This window comes from Arthrobacter sp. SD76 (assembly GCF_049726125.1).
In the GTDB taxonomy this organism is placed as follows: Bacteria; Actinomycetota; Actinomycetes; order Actinomycetales; family Micrococcaceae; genus Arthrobacter; species Arthrobacter nitrophenolicus.
This window is the reverse complement of sequence record NZ_JBNBLR010000001.1, coordinates 3,767,980-3,786,834: the sequence shown is the minus strand read 5'-3', so window position 1 is coordinate 3,786,834 and position 18,855 is coordinate 3,767,980. Positions and strand designations below refer to the sequence as shown.

Below are 18,855 nucleotides of genomic sequence, written 5' to 3'. Positions count from 1 at the left end.
CCGCCGATTCAAAAAGTCACCAGTCGTCGAGGTGCCTGCAATGAGTTACCAGCTTGCTCTGCAGCAACTTGTGGATTCCGCTTTGCCTACTGGGGCTTTTGCTCACTCTTTTGGGTTTGAGACTTATCTCGAGCGGGGGCTCGTTTTTGATGAGGCTGGTTTTGGGGTGTGGTTGTCGGCTTTTGTTTCGCAGCAGCTGACGTATTCGGATGGGCTTGCCATTCGGTTCTTGTATGAGGGTGGTGATGTTGTTGGGCTCGATGCTGCGTTGTCGGCGTCTTTGTTGCCGCGGCAGGTCCGGGAGGCCAGCACCAAAATGGGGCTCCGGCTGCTTGAGATCGGGGCGGAAGTCTTTCCGTCGGCGGAGCTGGAACTGTACCGGGACCTGGTGACCACCGGCAGGGCCGCCGGACACCAGCCGCTGGCGTTCGCCGTCGTCGCACGTTCGCTGGGAGTGCCGCTGCAGGAGGCGCTCGCTGCCTACCTTTTCGCTACCGCCACCTCGCTGACGCAGAACGCCGTCCGCGCCATCCCGCTCGGCCAGAACGCCGGGCAGCGCGTGCTGCGGAAGGCGCACGACGACGTCGCTGCCGCCGTCGAGCGGGTCGCCCACCTGACGCCGGACGACTTCGGGGCCGTCATCCCCGGACTGGAAATTTCACAAATGCGGCACGAACGCCAGCGTGCCCGGATGTTCATGAGCTGACCGTGCCCATGGATTCACAAGGAGGACACCATGACTGAACCCATCAAGATCGGCATCGGCGGGCCCGTGGGCGCCGGTAAAACGCAGCTCGTGGAACGGCTCACCCGGCACATGAGCGGTGACATCTCCATGGCCGCCATCACCAACGACATCTACACCATCGAGGATGCCAAAATCCTTGCTGCCAACGGCATCCTGCCCGTCGACCGGATCATCGGCGTCGAAACCGGCGGCTGCCCGCACACCGCCATCCGCGAGGACACCTCGATGAACACCGCAGCGATCGAGGAACTCAAAGCCCGGCACCCCGACCTGCAGGTGATCTTCGTCGAATCCGGCGGCGACAACCTCTCCGCCACCTTCAGCCCCGAACTCGTGGACTTCTCCATCTACATCATCGACGTGGCCCAGGGCGAGAAGATCCCCCGCAAAGCCGGCCAGGGCATGATCAAGTCAGACCTCTTCATCATCAACAAAACCGACCTCGCCCCCCACGTCGGCGCGGACTTGAATGTAATGGAGACGGATTCGAAGGAGTTTAGAGGGGATAAGCCGTTTTGCTTCACCAACCTCAAGACCGACGAAGGGCTTGAAAAGGTCATCGACTGGATCCGGCGCGACGTCCTGATGCTCGACCTGGCCCAGTGAGCACGACGGCGGACACGGAGGTCGGATTTCGACAGGATCGATCACCGATGGGTGGATTTCGACAGGCTCAACCACCTGTGGTTGAGCTTGTCGAAACCCAGGGTCAATCACCTGTGGGGCGGCTTGAGCTGGGCGTCAGTTTCCGGGGTGGCCGGTCAATTGCCTCGCATCAGTTTCATGAGGGCGCTCTTCGGGTTCTGCGGCCGCATTATCTGGATGATTCCGGGCAGGTTTGTTATGTCGTGGTGAATCCTGGCGGGGCTTATCTTGGGCGGATTTGTTTCTTCTGGATGTTGAGGTCGGGGATGGGGCTGACCTGCTACTGACTACGCAGTCGGCTACCAAGATTTATCGGACTCCGGGGTCGTTTGCCGAGCAGCGGATGGACCTGCGGCTGGGGGAGGGGGCGCGGCTGGAGCTGATGCCGGACCAGCTCATCGCCTACCGCGAGGCCAGCTACCGGCAACGCACCTCCGTGACCGTCCGGCCGTCGTCGTCCCTGGTGATGGCCGAAGTGGTGACGCCGGGCTGGTCGCCGGATGGGGCGGGCTTCCGGTACCAGGAAATCCGGCTGCGGAACGAGATCCGGGTCGAAACAGACGAAGGAACCCACCTGCTGGCGCTGGACAACCTGCTGATCCGTCCACCCGCGGGCGATGTGACAGGCCTGGGGTTCATGGAGGGCTACAGTCATCTGGGATCACTGGTGGTGGTGGACGCCCGCGTGGACCAGGCGCTCGCCGACGAACTGCACGCGCTCACAGCCGGACACGACGCCCTGGCCGGTGTCTCCCTCACCCGCCCCGCAGCCGGCACCACCGGCCTGGTCCTGCGTGCGCTGTCCAACAGCACCGGGGAACTGAACTCCCTGCTTGCCGGCTGCACCAACCTCCTGCGGGAACGCTGGCAGGGGCAGGGACCGCTCAACCTGAGGAAGCACTGATGACCGCCCTGACAACCATCACCGCGCTGTATCGGGAGCGGGAAACGCTGCCGCTGCGGACCCGGATACTGTTCACTTTCGGTGCCGTGGCCGCCCTGCACGCCGCCGCCGTCGTTCTCCTGCTCTCCGGAAACGCCGGCGCGGCAGGGACGGAGGCACTCACCTGGGGCCTGGTCCTCACCGCCTACCTGGCCGGCGTAAAGCACAGCTACGACTGGGACCACCTGGCCGCCATCGACAACTCGACGCGGAAGTTCGTGGCGCAGCGGCAGGACCCGGTCAGCGTCGGCTTCGCGTTCAGCCTGGGGCACAGCTCGGTGGTGGCCCTGGCTGGGGTGCTGGTCATCGCGGGCGCGGCCGTGGTGGGCGAATTCATGGCGGACGGGTCCACCGGGAACCTGGTCCTCGGGCTGGTGGGCAGCGGCGTGTCCGGCCTGTTCCTGCTGGCGATGGGCCTGTTCAACGGCTCCGCGTTCGCCCGGTCCGCGCGGGCCTACCGCCGGGCACGCAGGGGTGCCGCCGTCGATCCGCGCGACCTGGAACCCCAGGGCCTGGTGGCGCGGCTCCTTGCCAGGCCGCTGTCCCGGGTGCGCCGGCCGCGGAACATCTACGTGATCGGCTTCCTCTTCGGGCTTGGCTTCGACACCGCCACCACCATCGGGCTGCTGATAATGACGACGGCGGCATCGCTGGCCGGGGTGCCGGCGTTCACCCTGCTTGCCCTGCCGCTGGCGTTCGCTGCCGCGATGACGCTCTGCGATTCCCTCAACGGCGTGGCCATGATGCGGATGTACCGCTCGGCGCTGGACGACCCCCAACGGAAGCTGGGCTTCAATGCGCTGGTGACCGGGATTTCGGCCGTGTCCGCGCTGTTCATTGCCGTGGTCACGCTCGGCGGCTTTGTCCATGCCGCGTTCGCGCTGGAGGATCCGGTGACCGCCTGGCTCGGCTCTATTGACCTGGGCGACGCCGGCCTCCTGCTGGTGGCACTGCTGCTGGCGGTGTGGGGTGCGTCGGCACTCCGGGAGCAGGGCGTTCGGAAGGGGTAATAGCTCATGGTGATCCGGGAACAGCAAGGTGCGGTGCCTGCCGGATGGCCTGCACCGCACCTCCAGAAGTCCGGATCAGAAGCTGCCTAGCCGCCGAATTCCGGGACGTAGCTGGGAACCCCGACGGCGTCCGTGGAAACCGGTGCGCCGGTGTCATTGATGACGTGGTCCAGCGTGCCGGCTCCCAGGTTGACCGTCAGCAGGCTGTGCAGCTTCACGCCTGGCGTCACCGGCACCTCGAAGCCGCGGGTTGCGTGGATGGTGGGGTCCACGTTGTTGTAGACATAGCTGCCGCCGCCCCACAGTTCGTGGGTTTTGACGGTGTCTGCGATCTTGTAGCCGGCCCAGCCCAGGACCCCATCGTGCTGCCAGGCGGCCTGGTTGGGGGCGTCATAGGGAAGTTCATTCTGGAAGAAGATGGTCTTGCCGTTTTCACCATTCCAGATGACGTTGTACTCCTGGTAGTGCTCCACGAACAGGCCTGTGGCAGTGACGTTGTCGCCATTGATGATCACGCCGTTCTTACCGGTGTTGGTGGTCCATCCCACGCCGTTGCCGTGGTCTGCACGCCAGGCCCAGATGTGGTCCAGGAGGACGTTGTCGCTGTTGACCTCGAGGCTGTTTGACGCCTTGCCCACGTGGGGACCGCCGATGCGGAAGAACACGTCGTGGAGCGTGGTGGGGTTGGCCGGATCACTGCGCACGGAAGAGTTGGCGGCGCCGCTGCCCTCACCGTCGCGGTCCTTGCCGATCCGCAGCAGGGCGGGTGAATTGACCTCGCCGGCATCTATTGTGACTGCGGCGATGTCCACGCCGGGAACATCCGCGACAGCCAGCGGGACGGCTCCGTTGAGCGCCGTAAGGGTGGCGATTCCCATCCCGAGGACGACGGTGTTTTCCCGTTTGACCTCGATGCTCTCATCAATGCCGTAGACCCCCGGGGTGAGCAGGAGGTTCTTGCCGCGTGCCAGCTGGGCGTTGATGGTCTTGGCGGAGTCCGAGGGGGTGGCCACGTAGAACTCGGACAGGGGGAGGCTGCGGCCCGCCGTCGGGCCGTTTTCCCAGGTGGTTCCTGACGAGTCCGTGCGGACGGACGGAACGAACACACTGTACCGGCCGTCGCCGTCCACTGTGAGGTAGGGCTTCTCACGGCTGATGGGAGTGCTGGCCAAGGTGGTGTACGGCGGGTTCGGGAAAGACTGCGCCGGCGCCCCGTCCACTCCGGAGAAGACCTGTTCCAGACCCCGTTGGACCAGTTGCCGATGCTGCTGTCGCGCACGAAGTACTGCTGCTGCGACCCGTTGATGACGTCGCCCGTCTTCGAATCGGAAATGAAGCCGCCGCTGGCGTACTGCGGTCCGGCGGTGCAGTAGTCCATGAGGGAGAGGTTGCCGCCGGTGATGTTGACCCGCCGCATGGGCGACGCCTGCGAGGCCGCCCAGAAGTTGGCCGAGCTGCGGCAGCCCTCGAGGCCCATGACGTTGATGGTGAGGTTGGACAGGGACCGCCAGAAGTTGTTCAGTGCGATGCAGTTCTCCGCGGTGAGGCAGCGGTTGTACACGTCCACGTGCCCATTGATGGTGACGTCCGTGGGAGAAGCCCCCAGGCCCGCAACCTCCGTGGAATAGCCCACCTGGATGATGAGCGGCTCCGCCGCGGTGCCGTAGGTTCCCGGCTTGAACAGCAGTGAGTAGCGTTTTGAGCCCATTTCATCGTCCACCTGCTGTGCGGCGATGGCATCAACAGTTGCCTGGATTTCCGCCACGGGCATGCTGGGGTCGAAGATCCGGACGTTGGGGCCGAAGTCCGGCTCCGTGCCCTCGGGAACAGCCGGAGGAGCGGCGGGAAAAGCAGCCGGTGCGGGGGCCTGGGGTGCCGATGCCTGGGTTGCGGCCGGTGCTTGCAGCGCGACCGGCGCAGCGGCGGCCAGGCCTCCGCCGCTGCCAATCAGCCCGGCAAGGAGGACCATCGTGCCGGCGGCCCGGCGGCCCTTCATGCGCCGCACGTGGGGGTGGTCCGGGCGGTCGGCGCGTGGCGGATGGGGAGGGTGGGCTAGCGGCATTGCTGGTCCTGTTCGTCGGTGGGATGCAGTGAGACGGCTGGACGGCGGCGAAAATGATGGGCCGTGGGAGCGCTCTCGTCGGGGAAGCGTAACACCGTGACGAAGCACCGGCAAGGGTGGTGGGAGCGCTCCTACTCTTCCTTGACAAGTTGCTGTGAGGTGGGACACCATGTGGTGAGAGCGCTCCCACCATGGACTGCCACCCGGTCCAGCCCGGCTGCTCCACCTCCCGCCTCCGGCCGTCCATGCGGACCGATGGGGCATCTTTTGACGAAGGAGTCTTCCCCTGTGAAAAACCCCAGTAAGTTCTCCGTGCTCTCGGCTGCCGCCGCCTGCCTGGCCCTGTCCCTGACGGGCTGCGGATCCTCATCCGCAGAGAAGGCCGGCGTGAACGGCGCCACCGGATCCGAGCCCGTGACGCTCACGGTCGGAACGTTCAATGAGTTCGGCTACGAGGCGCTCTTTGAGGAATACGAGGCGCTGAACCCGAACGTGACCATTGAGCACAAGAAGGCGGCAACCACCAACGAAGCACGGGACAACCTCACCACCCGCCTGGCCGCCGGCTCGGGGTTGTCCGATATCGAGGCCGTGGAGGTTGACTGGCTCCCCGAACTCCTGGAGTACCCGGACCGTTTTGCGGACTTGAGCGACCCTGCAGTGGAAGGCCGCTGGCTGGACTGGAAGGCCGAGGCCGCCACCACCGACGATGGCAAGCTTCTTGGCTACGGCACCGACTCCGGCCCCGAGGCCGTCTGCTACAACGCCGAACTGCTCAAGAAGGCCGGCATGCCCTCCGAACGCGGGGAAGTGGCCAAAATGCTGGGCACCACCTGGGACAGCTACTTCGAAGCCGGTAAGGCCTTCAAGGCCGCCAGCCCGGATTCCGCCTGGTTCGACTCCGCAGGGGCAATCTACCAGGGCATGAGCAACCAGCTGGAAAAGGTCTACGAGGAGGAAGACGGCACCGTCATCGCCACGGAGAACCAGAAGGTCAAGGACACTTATAACCAGGTCCTGAAAGCCTCTACCGAGGACGGGTTGTCCGCCCACCTCAGCCAGTGGAGCGATGACTGGGCTTCCGGCTTCCAGACGGGTGCCTTCGCCACAACCCTCTGCCCGGGTTGGATGCTCGGTGTCATTGAGGGCAACGCAGCCGGGGTCACCGGCTGGGACGTGGCCAACGTCTTCCCCGGCGGCGGCGGAAACTGGGGCGGCTCCTACCTGACGGTTCCCACCCAGGGCGAGCACCAGGCGGAGGCCAAGAAGCTGGCAGGCTGGCTGACAGCCCCCGAGCAGCAGATCAAGGCCTTCACCGCCAAGGGCACCTTCCCCAGCCAGAAGGAGGCGCTGGAAAGCAGCGAGCTGCTCGGCCAGACGAATGCGTTCTTCAACGGCGCGCCCACGGGCCAGATCTTCGCCGAACGTGCCAAGGCTGTTGAGGTCACGCCTTTCAAGGGAACCAAGTACTTCGCCATCAATGACGCCATGCAGCAGGCCCTTACGCGTGTGGACGTTGACAAGTCGGACGACGCCGCTTCCTCCTGGGAGAAGTTCGTCGCCGCCGTGAAGTCCCTCTAGGCATGGCTGTCACCGACCGGGTCAAGCCCCGGAGCGCCGGGCGTCAGCCCCTGCCTCCGGCGGACACGAAGGGTGTCCGGCGCCTGGCTTTCTCGCAGCAGGCCTCCAAGTGGGACGTGAAAGTGTCCCCCTACCTCTACATCTCACCGTTCTTTATCCTGTTTGCCCTCACGGGGCTCTTCCCGCTGGTGTACACGGCATGGGTTTCCCTGCACAACTGGAACCTCATTGGCGGGCAGGGCAAGTTCACGGGCCTGGAAAACTACGCCTTCGTTGTGGCCCAGCCCTACTTCTGGAATGCGGTGGGCAACACCTTCAGTATCTTCATCCTGTCCTCCGTTCCCCAGGTTGTCATCGCCCTGGTGATCGCGGCGGTGCTGGATGCGAACCTGAGGGCAAGGACGTTTTGGCGGATGGGTGTCCTGGTCCCGTTCGTCGTTGCGCCGGTGGCGGTGGGCCTGATCTTCAACAACCTCTTCGCAGACCAGTTCGGGCTGATCAACGAGATGTTGAAGGCGGCAGGGCTGGACCCGGTCCGGTGGCATTCCGACTCGGTGGCCAGCCACCTGGCCATCGCCTCCATGGTCAACTTCCGCTGGACCGGCTACAACGCGCTGATCTTCCTTGCAGCGATGCAGGCCATCCCGCGGGATGTGTTCGAGGCGGCAACGATCGACGGCGCCGGCCGGCTGCGGCAGTTCTTCTCCGTGACCGTCCCCATGCTGCGGCCAACAGTGATCTTCGTGGTGATCACCTCCACCATCGGCGGCCTGCAGATTTTCGACGAACCGCGGGTCTTTGACCAGTCCGGCCTGGGCGGCGCGGACAGGCAGTGGCAGACGCTGACCATGTACATCTGGGAACTCGGCTGGGGCCAGCGCAACTTCGGCAGGGCTTCTGCCGTGGCGTGGCTGCTCTTCCTGATCATCGTCCTGATCGCCCTGCTCAACTTCCTCATCACCAAGCGCATCGCAAGCCAGGGAGGCCGCAAGTGAGCTCCATTCCCATGATCGAGCAGACCGCCGGGAAGGGGGCCGCCCGGGCGGCAGCGCGGCGGGGACCGGGTGCCAGGGGTGGCAGGGGTGGCAGGTCCGGCCACGGAAGTGCCCGCAGGCCCGGCTTCCTTACTTACGGATTCCTGGGTGCCGTTCTCCTGGCGTCCCTCTTTCCGCTCTATTGGTCCTTCCTGGTGGGCAGCCATGACAACACCGTGCTGAGCCGCGGCATTCCGCTGCTGCCCGGCGGGAACTTCCTGGCGAACGCAGCGAAAGTCTTTGACAGCATTCCGTTCTGGAAGGCGATGGGCAACAGCCTCATCGTCTCGTGCGTGACCGCGGCATCCGTCGTCGTGTTTTCCACCCTTGCAGGATTCGCCTTTGCCAAGCTCCGCTTCCGCGGCAGCAAGGGGCTGCTGGTGTTTGTCATCGCAACCATGGCTGTTCCTACCCAGCTCGGCGTGGTCCCGCTGTTCATCGTGATGTCCAAGCTCGGGTGGACCGGCTCACTCTGGGCCGTCATCGTCCCGGGCATTGTTACGGCCTTCGGCGTGTTCTGGATGACCCAATACCTGCGTGACGCCCTTCCGGATGAACTCATCGAGGCCGTGCGGATGGACGGGGCGTCCATGATCCAGGCCTTCTGGCACATCGGATTTCCGGCGGCCCGTCCGGCTGCCGCCATGCTCGCGCTGTTCACCTTCGTGGCCACCTGGACGAACTTCTTCTGGCCGTTCATCGTCCTTGACCCGTCAAACCCCACCCTCCCGGTGGCCCTGCAGTTGCTGCAGGCGGCCCACTTCGTGGACTACTCCGTGGTCCTGGCCGGCGCCGTCCTGGCCACCATCCCGCTCCTGCTTCTGTTCATCGCGGCAGGCCGGCAACTCGTATCTGGAATCATGCAAGGAGCAGTTAAAGGATGAGTCCCACCCAACGTACGTTTCCGGAGGGTTTTCTCTGGGGCGCGGCAACAGCCGCCTACCAGATCGAAGGCGCAGCACACACCGGGGGGCGGCAGGACTCCATCTGGGACGTGTTCGCCCGGGTGCCCGGTGCCGTGGCGGACGGCCACAACGGCGACGTGGCCTGCGACCACTACCGGCGCTACAAGCAGGACGTGGCACTCATGGGCCAGTTGAACATGAAGGCCTACCGGTTCTCCACGTCCTGGGCCCGCTGCATGCCCGACGGCGTCACGCCCAACCCGGACGGGATCGCGTTCTACTCCCGCCTGGTGGATGAGCTGCTGGCTGCCGGAATCACACCATGGCTGACCCTCTACCACTGGGACCTGCCCCAGGCGCTGGAAGACCAGGGCGGCTGGGCCAGCCGGGACACGGCATACCGCTTCGCCGACTATGCGGCCCTCATGCACAGCGTGCTGGGGGACAGGGTCCGCATCTGGACCACCCTCAACGAGCCGTGGTGCTCCGCGTTTCTCGGCTACGCGGCGGGAATCCACGCGCCGGGCCGGCAGGAACCCGGGGCCGCCCTTGCTGCTGCACACCACCTCCTGCTCGGCCACGGCCTGGCAGCCGGGGAACTTCGCCGGCGGGACGCCGAGGCATCGCTGGGCATCACCCTGAACCTGACCGTCGCCGATCCACGCGACCCGGCCAGCAACGGCGACCGGGACGCAGCGCGGCGGATCGACGGCCAGTTCAACCGGATCTTCCTCGACCCGCTGTTCCGGGGGGGAGTACCCGGCCGACCTCCTGGCAGACGTTGCCCACCTGGAAATGGCTGACCTGATTCACGAAGGGGACCTGGACATCATCTCCACGCCCCTGGACCTGCTCGGCGTCAACTACTACCACGGGGAATCCCTCACAATGGACCCGGCAGACCCCCGGGAACAGGCGGCGCCGGAAACGACGTCGGTTCCCGGACAGGCAGCCCGCCCGGTGTCCTCCCCGTTCGTGGCTGCCGACGGCGCGCGGTCGGTGCCCCGTGGCCTTCCGGTGACGGGAATGGGCTGGGAAGTCCAGCCGGAGGGGCTGCGGCGCCTGCTCAACCGGCTGCAGGCAGAGTACACGGGCCCCGCCGGAATCCCCGTCTACATCACCGAGAACGGCGCAGCCTACGATGACGTCCCGGACGGAGCGGGCTTCGTGGACGACCAGGAGCGGCTGGGGTTCTTCGCAGCCCACCTCGAAGCTGTCCATGGCGCCATCGCGGACGGCGTGGACGTCCGTGGATACCTGGCCTGGTCCCTGCTGGACAACTTCGAGTGGTCCTTCGGCTACCACCAGCGCTTTGGCCTGGTCCGCGTGGACTATGCCACCCAGGAACGCATCCCGAAAGCCAGCGCCTTGTGGTACTCGGCGGTGGCGGCTTCCAACGCAATTCCGGCCGGCAACGCCGTGTCGCCGGCAGGGCAGGGTGTCGTATTGTCGGTGTGATGAACGAAAAGTCCCGCCGCTCCGCCCTCCTGCAGGCAGGGCGGCCCAGCCCCACGCTTGAGGACCTCGCCACGGCGGCCGGAGTGTCCCGCTCCACCGCGTCCAGGGCGATTAATGGCGGACTGAAGGTCAGCCCGGAGGCCCAGGCCGCCGTCGACGCCGCAATCGTTGCCCTTGGTTACACACCAAACCGTGCGGCCCGCAGCCTGGTCACCAGGCGCACCGGATCCATTGCGCTGGTCATCCCCGAACCCGATGCAAGGGTGATGATGGACCCCTTCTTCGCCGCCGTCATCACCGGCGTCAACGAGGCCCTCAGGGACACTGACATGCAGCTGGTGCTGCTGATGTCCCGGGCGGGGGACGATTCCGCCCGGACCATGCGGTACCTGCGCGGCGGGCACGTCGACGGCGCGATCGTGGTCTCGTTCCACGAGGCGGACGGCTGGGCGGAGACCCTCGGCACCACCGGCCTGCCCACAGTCTTCATCGGCAGGCCGTGGGCCGCGGGCTTCGGTGTCCCTTACGTGGACCTGGACAACCGCGAGGGCGGCCGGCTTGCCGCGCGGCATCTGGCAGCCATCGGCCGCACCCGGCTCGGCACCGTGGCAGGACCCGCCGACATGACCGCGGCAGTCGACCGCCTGGACGGATGGATGCAGGGCGTCCGGGAAGCGGGACTGCAGCCCGGTCCGGTCATCCACGGGGACTTCACGACGGCGGGTGGCGCCGAAGCGGCACGCAACCTTTTGGCGGCCGCGCCGGAACTTGACGGAGTTTTCGCCGCCTCGGACCTGATGGCGCTGGGTGTCATTGAAACGGTGCGGGGAATGGGCCGGAGGGTTCCGGAGGATGTCGCCGTCGTGGGGTTCGACAACCATTCCCTCCTCGCCGCCAACGGCCTGGGCCTCACCACGGTGACCCAGCCGATGGTGGATATGGCCGTGACGGCAGGGCAGCTCCTGATCCGCGCGATCGAAAACCCGGACCAGCAACTGGAACCGGTGATCTACCCCGCCGAGCTGGTAATCCGCGAAAGCACCCGGGCGTGATGCGAGATCGATGATTATTACGCGATAAGTTGCTTCTATTGCAACAGTCCTGAGGCGGACTAACCACGCGGAAAATGGAGGCTCAGGTCACAACCGGGTGCCGGGGCGGCCGGGCTGCCTTTGCCTTTCTGGCACAATACTTACCAGCCTCCCTTGGGGGATTCCGGTGTCGCCGCCGGTACTCCTGCCGATCCGTCATCCGGTACATAGACAGGACGAAGATGCTCGAACCGTCGAAAGAACAGCGCTCAGTGCGCCCAAAAACTGCCCGAAGGCTGAGGGTGGAAGACTGCATCGTGGTTGATAAGGGCGAACTGCGGAAGGCCCAGGTGGGCGCAGGCGTCGGCAACTTCATCGAGTGGTACGACATCGGGGTCTACGGCTACCTCGCGGTGACCATGACTTCTGTCTTCACGGAGGGCATGGACGAGCGGATGGGGCTGCTTGTCACGCTGCTGGGTTTCGCAGTCTCGTTCATCGTGCGTCCCCTCGGCGGAATGATCCTTGGCCCGCTGGGCGACAGGATCGGCCGCCGCAAGGTGCTCTTCGCCACGATGGCCATCATGGCCGCCGCCACCACCGGAATTGGGTTGCTGCCCACCGCAGGCGAGGTGGGACTGTGGGTCATCATTCCCCTCTACTTTCTGAAGATGCTTCAAGGGTTCTCCACGGGCGGAGAGTATTCCGGTGCCGCCACGTACATCTCCGAGTTCTCGCCCGACAAGAACCGGGGTTTCATGACCTCGCTCCTGAATTCGGGATCCATGCTGGGGTTCGCCGCAGGCGCCAGCATGGTGGCCGTCACCACGGCCGTCACCACTTCCATGTGGGGCAGTTCCGCCATGCTGGACGGGGGCTGGCGGATCCCGTTCCTGATCGCCCTGCCCCTGGGCATCGTGGCGATCGTCCGCCGCCGCCGCCTGCCGGAATCGCCGAGCTTCGAAGTGGCCCACGTGAAAGCCGGTACCCAGGAGGTCGACCCCATTTTTGTCCGGCATAACCTGCCAAACATCATTAAGCACTACTGGCCGCAAATCGTTATCGGCTGTGCCCTCATTGCCGCCGACGGCAGCTCCGGCTACATGCTTACGAGCTACATGCCTACCTACCTGGAAACGCAGGTTGGATCGGACGCTGTGCATACGGCCATTGCCGCTGTGGTGGTGCTGGTCCTCCTGGCCGCCATGATTCCACTCGTGGCACGCCTGTCTGACCGCATCGGCCGCCGTCCCATTTATGCCGTTGCGACTATCGGCAACCTGGTCCTGCTGGTTCCGGCGTTCGCCCTGATGCAGCTAGGGACGCTGTGGTCGATTTACCTGGCAATGTTCATGGTCGCGCTGCCGTGCGCCTTTTTCCTGGCGCTGACCGCCGCCGTCATGTCCGAGCTGTTTCCCACGGCATCGAGGTTCGGTTCTGTGGGCGTCACCCACAACCTCTCCATTTCCATCTTCGGCGGTACCACGCCCCTGGTCAGCCAGATCCTGGTCGAAACAACGGGCAACCTGTACGCCCCGGCGTTCTATGTCATGTTCTTTTCCGCGGTGGCGCTGGTGGCCCTGGTGAAGATGCGTGAGACCGCGGCACGCCCCCTCCTGGGATCGGTGCCCGTGGTCACCAGCCGGGCCGAGGCGGAAAAGCTGGTGGCGGGCCAGGACTCCGATGACCGGATCGACACCTCCACCATGATGCTGACCCAGGAACCTGCGCCGTCCGAGCCTGTCGGCGCCCGCTAAGCTCAGGCGGCAATCCTGCCTTTGCTCCTGCGGTGTTGCCGGTGCCTGGCGCGGGCCGCGGCCGGCGTGCGGGCGTCAACGAGTACCTGCTCGCCGTCCGCCACCATGGCGTCAGCTTCCAGGTGGACACCGTGCTCGATGAGCACGCTGGATCCGATCCGGGAGTGGCTGCCAATGTGCACGCGGTTTCCAATGACCGTGCCGCGTCCGATGCGCACGCCGTCGCCGATCACCGTCCGGTCGCCGATGGTGGCGTCACGGTCAATCCAGCTGCCGTGCCCGATCCGGCACCCGTGTCCGATCCGCGCACCGTTCTCGACGTACGTCATGGAGCCGATGCGGGTGCTGTCGGCAACCGTGGCGCCCGGAGCCACCAGGCCGCCACCGTTGGCACGCCGGACGTAGCGGGTGACCTTGCCGGCGTCGTCCTCAACTGATTCAAACTTCGCGTTCATGAAATCCCTCAGTACCACGCGGTAACTTACCGTACAGTCAGTTAACGGTCCGGAACCCAAACAGATTCCCGCGCTACCCGTAAGCACGCCGGCGCCGCATCAGTCGTCCGCTGCGGCCGCCTCCGCTTCCGTCAGCAGCAGCGCCGTCCCCTGGAATGCCGGCAACTCCAGGAAGAAGCTGCCCAGGTCATCCACCTGGCCGATGGCCTCGCCGCTGAACAGGTCCTGCACCGTGGAGCCCGGCACCAGATGGCTTGACTGGATGCTGCCGGCCACGTCCTGGTCGGAGAAGTTCAGCACCGTGACCTCAAGCGCGCCGCTTCCCAGCCTGGTCACCTGGACCAGCAGGCCGCGGTGGGACACGTCGGGGACGTCGACAAGGGTGCCGGTGGCGATGCCGTGCTCCTCCCGGACAGCCAGGACCCGCTGGAGCCGCCGGGCAAACGAGTTGGAGTCCTGCAGCTGCTCCGGCAGCCCACCGTACAGGCTGCGTGCCCGCGGCATGCCCGACGACGAAGACTTCGCATCCGGGCTGGTGCCCATGATGTCGTGGGCGCCGCGGTTGATCCAGCGGGTATCGCCCTGCGCCGTCAGCTCGGCAACGCTCTCCCGGTCAAGGGCGGTGATCCCGGCAAGGTCCCAGCCGGACAGGGCAAAGACGCCGGGCTGCAGGGCGTTGTACATCGCCAGCAGGATGTGGGCGTCCCGGACCTTCGCTTCCTGCTCCGGCGTGATGGACTCCGGATCCCGGATTCCCAGCGCCGCCATGATGAAGCTCACCGTGGTGCAGGCAATGCCGTTGGTGGTGAACACCGCGTTGTAAGGGCCGTTCTCCCCGGTCAGGCGCTCGCGCATGGTCTGCTGGACCTTCTCGGCCAGCTCGGCGCCCGTGAGCTCTTCGCCGGCAAGCTCGAACATCTCGTCCCGGTGGCCCGAGGCGAAGTGCATCAGCTCATAGGTGAGTTCGTCATGGTTCTGCAGCGCGTGGACCAGTGACGCCTGGTCCACGCCGATTTCCATGGACAGCCGCATCGTCAGCCGCAGCAGCTCGGTGTCTGCCGTGACCAGCGCGTAGTGGTAGGCGGGCCGGGTGATGAAGTCGTAGGACAGGTCAGGGCCGGCTTCGGACGTTGCCTTGATGTCGTCGATGGTCAGGTTGAGCTCCTGGAAGGAGAACCCGCCCACCTTGCGGATCATGGAACCGATGAGCTGGTTGGCAGCCTCGGACAGCGGGTGTCCCTCGGACCAGCCGGGCTGTTCCTCGGCACTCTTTTCCACGCCCAGGAATCCGTTGGCATCCAGCCGCAGCGCCCCGGTGCCCAGGTCGAGCAGCGAGTGCAGGGCATCGCCCACCACCAGGCGCATCCCGGCGAAGGTGGGGTCCAGCCAGTTGATGGACGGCTGGCCGGCCTTGAAGTAGTGCAGGTAGACCCAGCGGCGGGTCTTGCCCGTGGTGTCCACCACCGGACGGGTGGCGCTCCAGTTGGTTTCCTTGACGCCGGGCTCGTAGAAGATCACCCGCTGCAGCCGGCCGATGATGTATCCGGCCTTCTGCAGCGCCTGTTCGGATTCCGGGCTGAGGTTTACCGAGTCCTGGCCGTCGGGAACGTCCGGCAGCAGGTGCCAGTCCTCCTCGGGGATGTCCACCATGTGGTAGATCCCCGGGTAGTCCCGGAAGTTCATTTCGGCGAGGCGGAAGTCCGCGCCCTTGCCGGTGTGGCCCGGCACGATGTCGTCGATGATGGTGCCGCCGTGGTCCGCGGCCACCTCGCACATCCGGCGGAATTCCTCCTCCGTCCCGAAGACGGGGTCGATGGCCATGCTGATCCGGTCGAAGTGGCCGTCAACGCTGGGCGTCTGGGTCCAGCCGCTGATGCCGCCGGCCAGCTTGACCGGGCCGGTGTGGATGGCGCGGATACCGATCTCGCTGAAGGCGTCCCACATGTTCTTGTCGCCGAGGGCGCTGAGGAAGGATTCGCCGGGCCGCGTGATAAAGGACAGCGGATACGCGGTGAACCACACCGGCGCGCGCTCGACGGCGGCACGCGGGTTCGGGTGCGCATACGAGTTCTGCCACATGCTGGCCTGCCCGGAGAGCTGCCGCGCAAGGGTATTCGCGTCGCCGAGCATTGCCTGTTCCGCAGCCACTCCACGTAAGCGGTGTTGCGGCCGTCGAACTCGAAGGACGGCCGGGTGGCGAGGTACTGCCGCCGGCGGGCAATCGGCCGGAGCGCCTTGGGCCGGGCAGGGTAGAACTGTTCGTCGTAGGTGATTTCCGGCTCTGCTGCCGGTTCGGCCTCGGCCGGAACTGCCTGTTCATCCTCGCCGGCAACGGTGTCCGCTTCAAGAAAACCGTCGCTGGCACTGACTTCCCGCATAGATTCCTCCTACAGGTTGTTCCCATGGTCCCTGGGCATCATTCCAGGTCACCCTGCTCCTGCCAACGTACCCCAGAGGGCCGGGAGTATTCGCGCGGAGGGAGCAGCCGGCGCCAAAAAAGACGCCGGCACGCCAGGCCCGCGGGAGCTAGGAGACGAGGTTTGCGGCCGCCGTGTCCATGTGCTCGAGGATGGTTTTCCTGGCCAGCGCGGCGTCCCCGGTGTCGATGGCGGTGACGATGTCCCGGTGCCGGTCCACGCTCATGTTGCTGACGCCCTTTTCCAGCCCGGCGAACATGATGGACATCCGGATGGAGCCTTCCAGGGACTCCCAGGAGTGCAGCAGCGTCTCGTTGCCGGTGAGCCGGCAGAGGGTGCGGTGGAATTCGAGGTCGGACTCGATCCGCTCCTCCAGGGTTCCGCTGGCGGCCGCGCCCATCGCGTCGATGGCCTGGTGCAGGGAGTCCGTGACCTGCTGCCGGTCAGGCAGTTCACACAGGGTCCGGGCGGCGAGGGACTCCAGGGCGGCGCGGACCGCGTAGATGTCGCGGATTTCCTTTTCGTCCAGGTGGCGGACGGAGAGCCGGCCGCGGGGACCGGCCGAGACCAGGCCTTCCTGCTCCAACTGGCGGAGGGCTTCGCGGAGCGTGCCGCGGCTGATCTGCAGCATCTCGGACAGCTCGGTTTCCACCAGGTGGCGCCCGGGTTCCAGTTCGCCGCTGGTGATGGCGGTCCTCAAGGCCGAGAGTGCCTGCTCGCGCAGGCTCTTCTTTTGCAGTCCCAGCAGCGGGGCGGTCAGTCCGGCCATGGCCTCTGTCCTCAATGTTGTACGTTGACTGTTTACAGTCGGTGGTTTCGATAGTACGGCAGAAAGCACGGCTCCGGCCGGGACCGGAACCGTGCTTTTGCCAGGGCGCTGACTCAGCCGAGTTCGGCGAGCACCTTCGCCACGATGCGGTCGGAGGCCAGGCCGTAGCGGTCGTGCAGGGTGGGCAGCGCGCCGGCGTCGAGGAACTGGTCCGGCAGCGCGACCGGCACCACGCGCTTGCCAAGGCCTGCGGTGACGACGGCGGAGGCGACCGTTTCGAACAGGCCGCCCACCACGGAGTGGTTCTCCAGGGTGACGGCGAGCCGGTCCGTGTTGATCTCCTTGAGGACGGTTTCGGCGTCGAACGGCTTGATGGTGGGGGTGTGCACGACGGCGACGTCCACGTTGTGTGCCGCCAGCGCCTTGGCTGCCTGGAGGGCGCGCATGGTCATCAGCCCGGAGGAGATGAAGACAACGTCGTTGCCGCCGCGCAGCACCTTGGCCTTGCCGAGTTCGAACGTGTAGCCGTATTCGTCCAGGACAGTGGGCACGTTGCCGCGCAGCAGCCGCAGGTAGGTGGGCCCCTCCGAGGCTGCGAGCTGCGGCACGGCCTGCTCGATGTCCACCGAGTCACAGGGGTCCACGATGGTCAGGTTGGGCATGCCGCGGAAGATCGCCATGTCCTCGGTGGCCTGGTGGCTGGGACCGTATCCGGTGGTCAGGCCGGGCAGGCCGCCCACGATGTTGACGTTCAGGTTCGGTTCCGCCGCGTCCAGGCAGAGGAAGTCGTAGGCGCGGCGGGCGGCGAACACGGAGTAGGTGGACGCGAACGGCACCAGCCCGGTTTCGGCCAGGCCTGCGGCTGCACCAAAGAGCAGCTGCTCGGCCATGCCCATCTGGAAGAACCGCTCCGGGAAGGCCTTGGCGAAGATGTGCATGTCCGTGTACTTGCCCAGGTCCGCGGTGAGGCCGACGATCTTGTCGTTTTCCTGCGCAGCCTTCACCAGGGCGTGCCCGAACGGCGCGGATGCAGTCTTCTGCCCGGGGTCGGCGAACGACGCGATCATCGCCGACGTCTTCAGCTTCGGTTTGGCAGGTGCTGAATAGGCTGCTGTGGTGTTGGGTGCCTCGGTGGTGGTGCTCATCAGGCAGCCTTTCCTTCAAATCCGGCGGTGAGCTGCTCGCGGCAGATCTGCCATTCGTTCTCTTCGATGCGCATGAAGTGCGCCTTCTCGCGGTTCTCGAGCAGCGGCACGCCGCGGCCCACCTTGGTGTCACAGAGGATCACCGAAGGACGTCCGACGGCGGCGGCCTGGGCGGCTGCGTTGTCGAAGGCGGCCAGGAGCGCGGCGACGTCGTTGCCGTCCACCCGCTGGGTGTACCAGCCGAACGATTCCCACTTTTCGGTGACCGGTTCTGTGCGGAGCACCGTGTCGGTCTTGCCGTCGGCCTGCAGGGCGTTGATGTCCACCATCGCGGTGAGGTTGCCCAGCTGGTGGTGGTGCGCGCCCATCGCCGCTTCCCACGTGGAGCCCTCGTCCAGTTCGCCGTCCGAGAGGAAGTTGAACACCCGCGAGCCGGAGCCCTGGTAGCGCAGCCCCAGGGCCATGCCGACGGCGATGGTCAGCCCGTGGCCCAGGGAACCGCCGGAGATTTCCATGCCCGGGGTGTAGGTGGACATGCCGGACATCGGCAGCCGCGAATCGTCCGAGCCGTAGGTTTCGAGTTCCTCCACCGGGACGATCCCGGCCTCTGCGAGGGCGGCGTAGTGGCCGATGGCGTAGTGCCCGGTGGAGAGCAGGAACCGGTCCCGGCCCTCCCAGTGCGGGTCCGCGGCGCGGAAGCGGAGCTGGTCCCCGTACACCGTGGCGAGCATGTCCGCGGCGCCGAGAGCCTGGCCCACGTAGCCCTGGCCCTGCACCTCACCCATGTTCAGGGCGTGGTGCCGGATCCGGTACGCGGCTGCGCTGATCTTTTCGATGCGCTCCCGCGTCACCTGGCTTTCCGCAGCCCGGTCCTGGACGGTCTCTACTGGCATTG

The 18,855-nt window shown here is 65.9% G+C and carries 12 protein-coding genes and 4 pseudogenes; 10 read left to right on the top strand and 6 right to left on the bottom strand.

The features are described 5' to 3' along the window. Nucleotides 1-40: 40 nt before the first annotated feature. The 4 genes and pseudogenes from ACPEE0_RS18305 to ACPEE0_RS18290 all read left to right on the top strand — a co-directional run bounded on the left by ACPEE0_RS18305 (nucleotide 41) and on the right by ACPEE0_RS18290 (nucleotide 3,346). Nucleotides 41-706, top strand: a complete 666-nt coding sequence (locus ACPEE0_RS18305) for an urease accessory protein UreF (protein ID WP_035753346.1) — start codon at nucleotides 41-43, stop codon at nucleotides 704-706. A gap of 30 nt (nucleotides 707-736) precedes the next feature. After that, complete coding sequence (gene ureG / locus ACPEE0_RS18300) at nucleotides 737-1,354, top strand: urease accessory protein UreG (protein ID WP_424575000.1); 618 nt, start codon at nucleotides 737-739, stop codon at nucleotides 1,352-1,354. 47 nt (nucleotides 1,355-1,401) lie between these two features. Further along, nucleotides 1,402-2,297: pseudogene (locus tag ACPEE0_RS18295) on the top strand (urease accessory protein UreD). Continuing rightward, a complete protein-coding gene (locus ACPEE0_RS18290; RefSeq protein WP_424574999.1) occupies nucleotides 2,297-3,346 on the top strand; it encodes a HoxN/HupN/NixA family nickel/cobalt transporter in 1,050 nt (349 codons plus the stop codon). The pseudogene ACPEE0_RS18295 and the gene ACPEE0_RS18290 overlap by 1 nt, the downstream one beginning before the upstream one ends. Nucleotides 3,347-3,432: 86 nt before the next feature. On the opposite strand, the pseudogene ACPEE0_RS18285 reads toward ACPEE0_RS18290, so the two are convergent. Then, nucleotides 3,433-5,342 (bottom strand): annotated as a pseudogene (locus ACPEE0_RS18285) (adenylyl cyclase). Nucleotides 5,343-5,696: 354 nt separating this feature from the next. Here ACPEE0_RS18285 and ACPEE0_RS18280 point away from each other — a divergent pair. From ACPEE0_RS18280 to ACPEE0_RS18255, 6 genes and pseudogenes are all read left to right on the top strand, one after another. Next, nucleotides 5,697-6,989, top strand: a complete 1,293-nt coding sequence (locus ACPEE0_RS18280) for an ABC transporter substrate-binding protein (protein WP_424574998.1) — start codon at nucleotides 5,697-5,699, stop codon at nucleotides 6,987-6,989. A gap of 2 nt (nucleotides 6,990-6,991) precedes the next feature. Then, nucleotides 6,992-7,984, top strand: a complete 993-nt coding sequence (locus tag ACPEE0_RS18275) for a carbohydrate ABC transporter permease (RefSeq protein ID WP_424574997.1) — start codon at nucleotides 6,992-6,994, stop codon at nucleotides 7,982-7,984. Then, entirely contained in the window at nucleotides 7,981-8,907 is a 927-nt protein-coding gene (locus ACPEE0_RS18270; protein ID WP_424574996.1) for a carbohydrate ABC transporter permease, read from the top strand. The genes ACPEE0_RS18275 and ACPEE0_RS18270 overlap by 4 nt, the downstream gene beginning before the upstream one ends. Then, nucleotides 8,904-10,386 (top strand): annotated as a pseudogene (locus ACPEE0_RS18265) (glycoside hydrolase family 1 protein). The gene ACPEE0_RS18270 and the pseudogene ACPEE0_RS18265 overlap by 4 nt, the downstream one beginning before the upstream one ends. After that, nucleotides 10,386-11,438 (top strand): LacI family DNA-binding transcriptional regulator, encoded by a 1,053-nt coding sequence (locus ACPEE0_RS18260; protein ID WP_424574995.1) that lies wholly within the window; start codon nucleotides 10,386-10,388, stop codon nucleotides 11,436-11,438. Before ACPEE0_RS18265 ends, ACPEE0_RS18260 begins: the two are co-directional and overlap by 1 nt. Before the next feature lie 296 nt (nucleotides 11,439-11,734). Beyond that, nucleotides 11,735-13,174 carry an MFS transporter gene (locus ACPEE0_RS18255; protein WP_424574994.1) on the top strand — a complete coding sequence of 480 codons (1,440 nt, stop codon included), beginning with the start codon at nucleotides 11,735-11,737 and terminating at the stop codon, nucleotides 13,172-13,174. A 2-nt stretch (nucleotides 13,175-13,176) separates the two neighbouring features. On the opposite strand, the gene ACPEE0_RS18250 is transcribed toward ACPEE0_RS18255, so the two are convergent. The 5 genes and pseudogenes from ACPEE0_RS18250 to ACPEE0_RS18230 form a co-directional block, all read right to left on the bottom strand. Continuing rightward, nucleotides 13,177-13,629, bottom strand: coding sequence for a DapH/DapD/GlmU-related protein (locus ACPEE0_RS18250; RefSeq protein WP_133349451.1), 453 nt, complete (start codon nucleotides 13,627-13,629; stop codon nucleotides 13,177-13,179). Between the two features lie 99 nt (nucleotides 13,630-13,728). Continuing rightward, nucleotides 13,729-16,007, bottom strand: a pseudogene (gene treS, locus ACPEE0_RS18245) (maltose alpha-D-glucosyltransferase). Nucleotides 16,008-16,155: 148 nt separating this feature from the next. Continuing rightward, complete coding sequence (locus ACPEE0_RS18240; RefSeq protein ID WP_407710433.1) at nucleotides 16,156-16,815, bottom strand: GntR family transcriptional regulator; 660 nt, start codon at nucleotides 16,813-16,815, stop codon at nucleotides 16,156-16,158. A 113-nt stretch (nucleotides 16,816-16,928) separates the two neighbouring features. After that, entirely contained in the window at nucleotides 16,929-17,960 is a 1,032-nt protein-coding gene (locus ACPEE0_RS18235; RefSeq protein WP_424574993.1) for a transketolase family protein, read from the bottom strand. Continuing rightward, nucleotides 17,960-18,853, bottom strand: a complete 894-nt coding sequence (locus ACPEE0_RS18230; protein ID WP_424574992.1) for a transketolase — start codon at nucleotides 18,851-18,853, stop codon at nucleotides 17,960-17,962. Before ACPEE0_RS18230 ends, ACPEE0_RS18235 begins: the two co-directional genes overlap by 1 nt. Nucleotides 18,854-18,855 lie beyond the last annotated feature (2 nt).

Coding starts and splice junctions, on each gene's coding strand:
- ACPEE0_RS18250 (WP_133349451.1), bottom strand. CDS start 13,629: ATGAACGCGAAGTTTGAATCAGTTGAGGACGACGCCGGCAAGGTCACC.
- ACPEE0_RS18230 (WP_424574992.1), bottom strand. CDS start 18,853: ATGCCAGTAGAGACCGTCCAGGACCGGGCTGCGGAAAGCCAGGTGACG.
- ACPEE0_RS18305 (WP_035753346.1), top strand. CDS start 41: ATGAGTTACCAGCTTGCTCTGCAGCAACTTGTGGATTCCGCTTTGCCT.
- ACPEE0_RS18275 (WP_424574997.1), top strand. CDS start 6,992: ATGGCTGTCACCGACCGGGTCAAGCCCCGGAGCGCCGGGCGTCAGCCC.
- ACPEE0_RS18290 (WP_424574999.1), top strand. CDS start 2,297: ATGACCGCCCTGACAACCATCACCGCGCTGTATCGGGAGCGGGAAACG.
- ACPEE0_RS18260 (WP_424574995.1), top strand. CDS start 10,386: ATGAACGAAAAGTCCCGCCGCTCCGCCCTCCTGCAGGCAGGGCGGCCC.
- ACPEE0_RS18235 (WP_424574993.1), bottom strand. CDS start 17,960: ATGAGCACCACCACCGAGGCACCCAACACCACAGCAGCCTATTCAGCA.
- ACPEE0_RS18240 (WP_407710433.1), bottom strand. CDS start 16,815: ATGGCCGGACTGACCGCCCCGCTGCTGGGACTGCAAAAGAAGAGCCTG.
- ureG (WP_424575000.1), top strand. CDS start 737: ATGACTGAACCCATCAAGATCGGCATCGGCGGGCCCGTGGGCGCCGGT.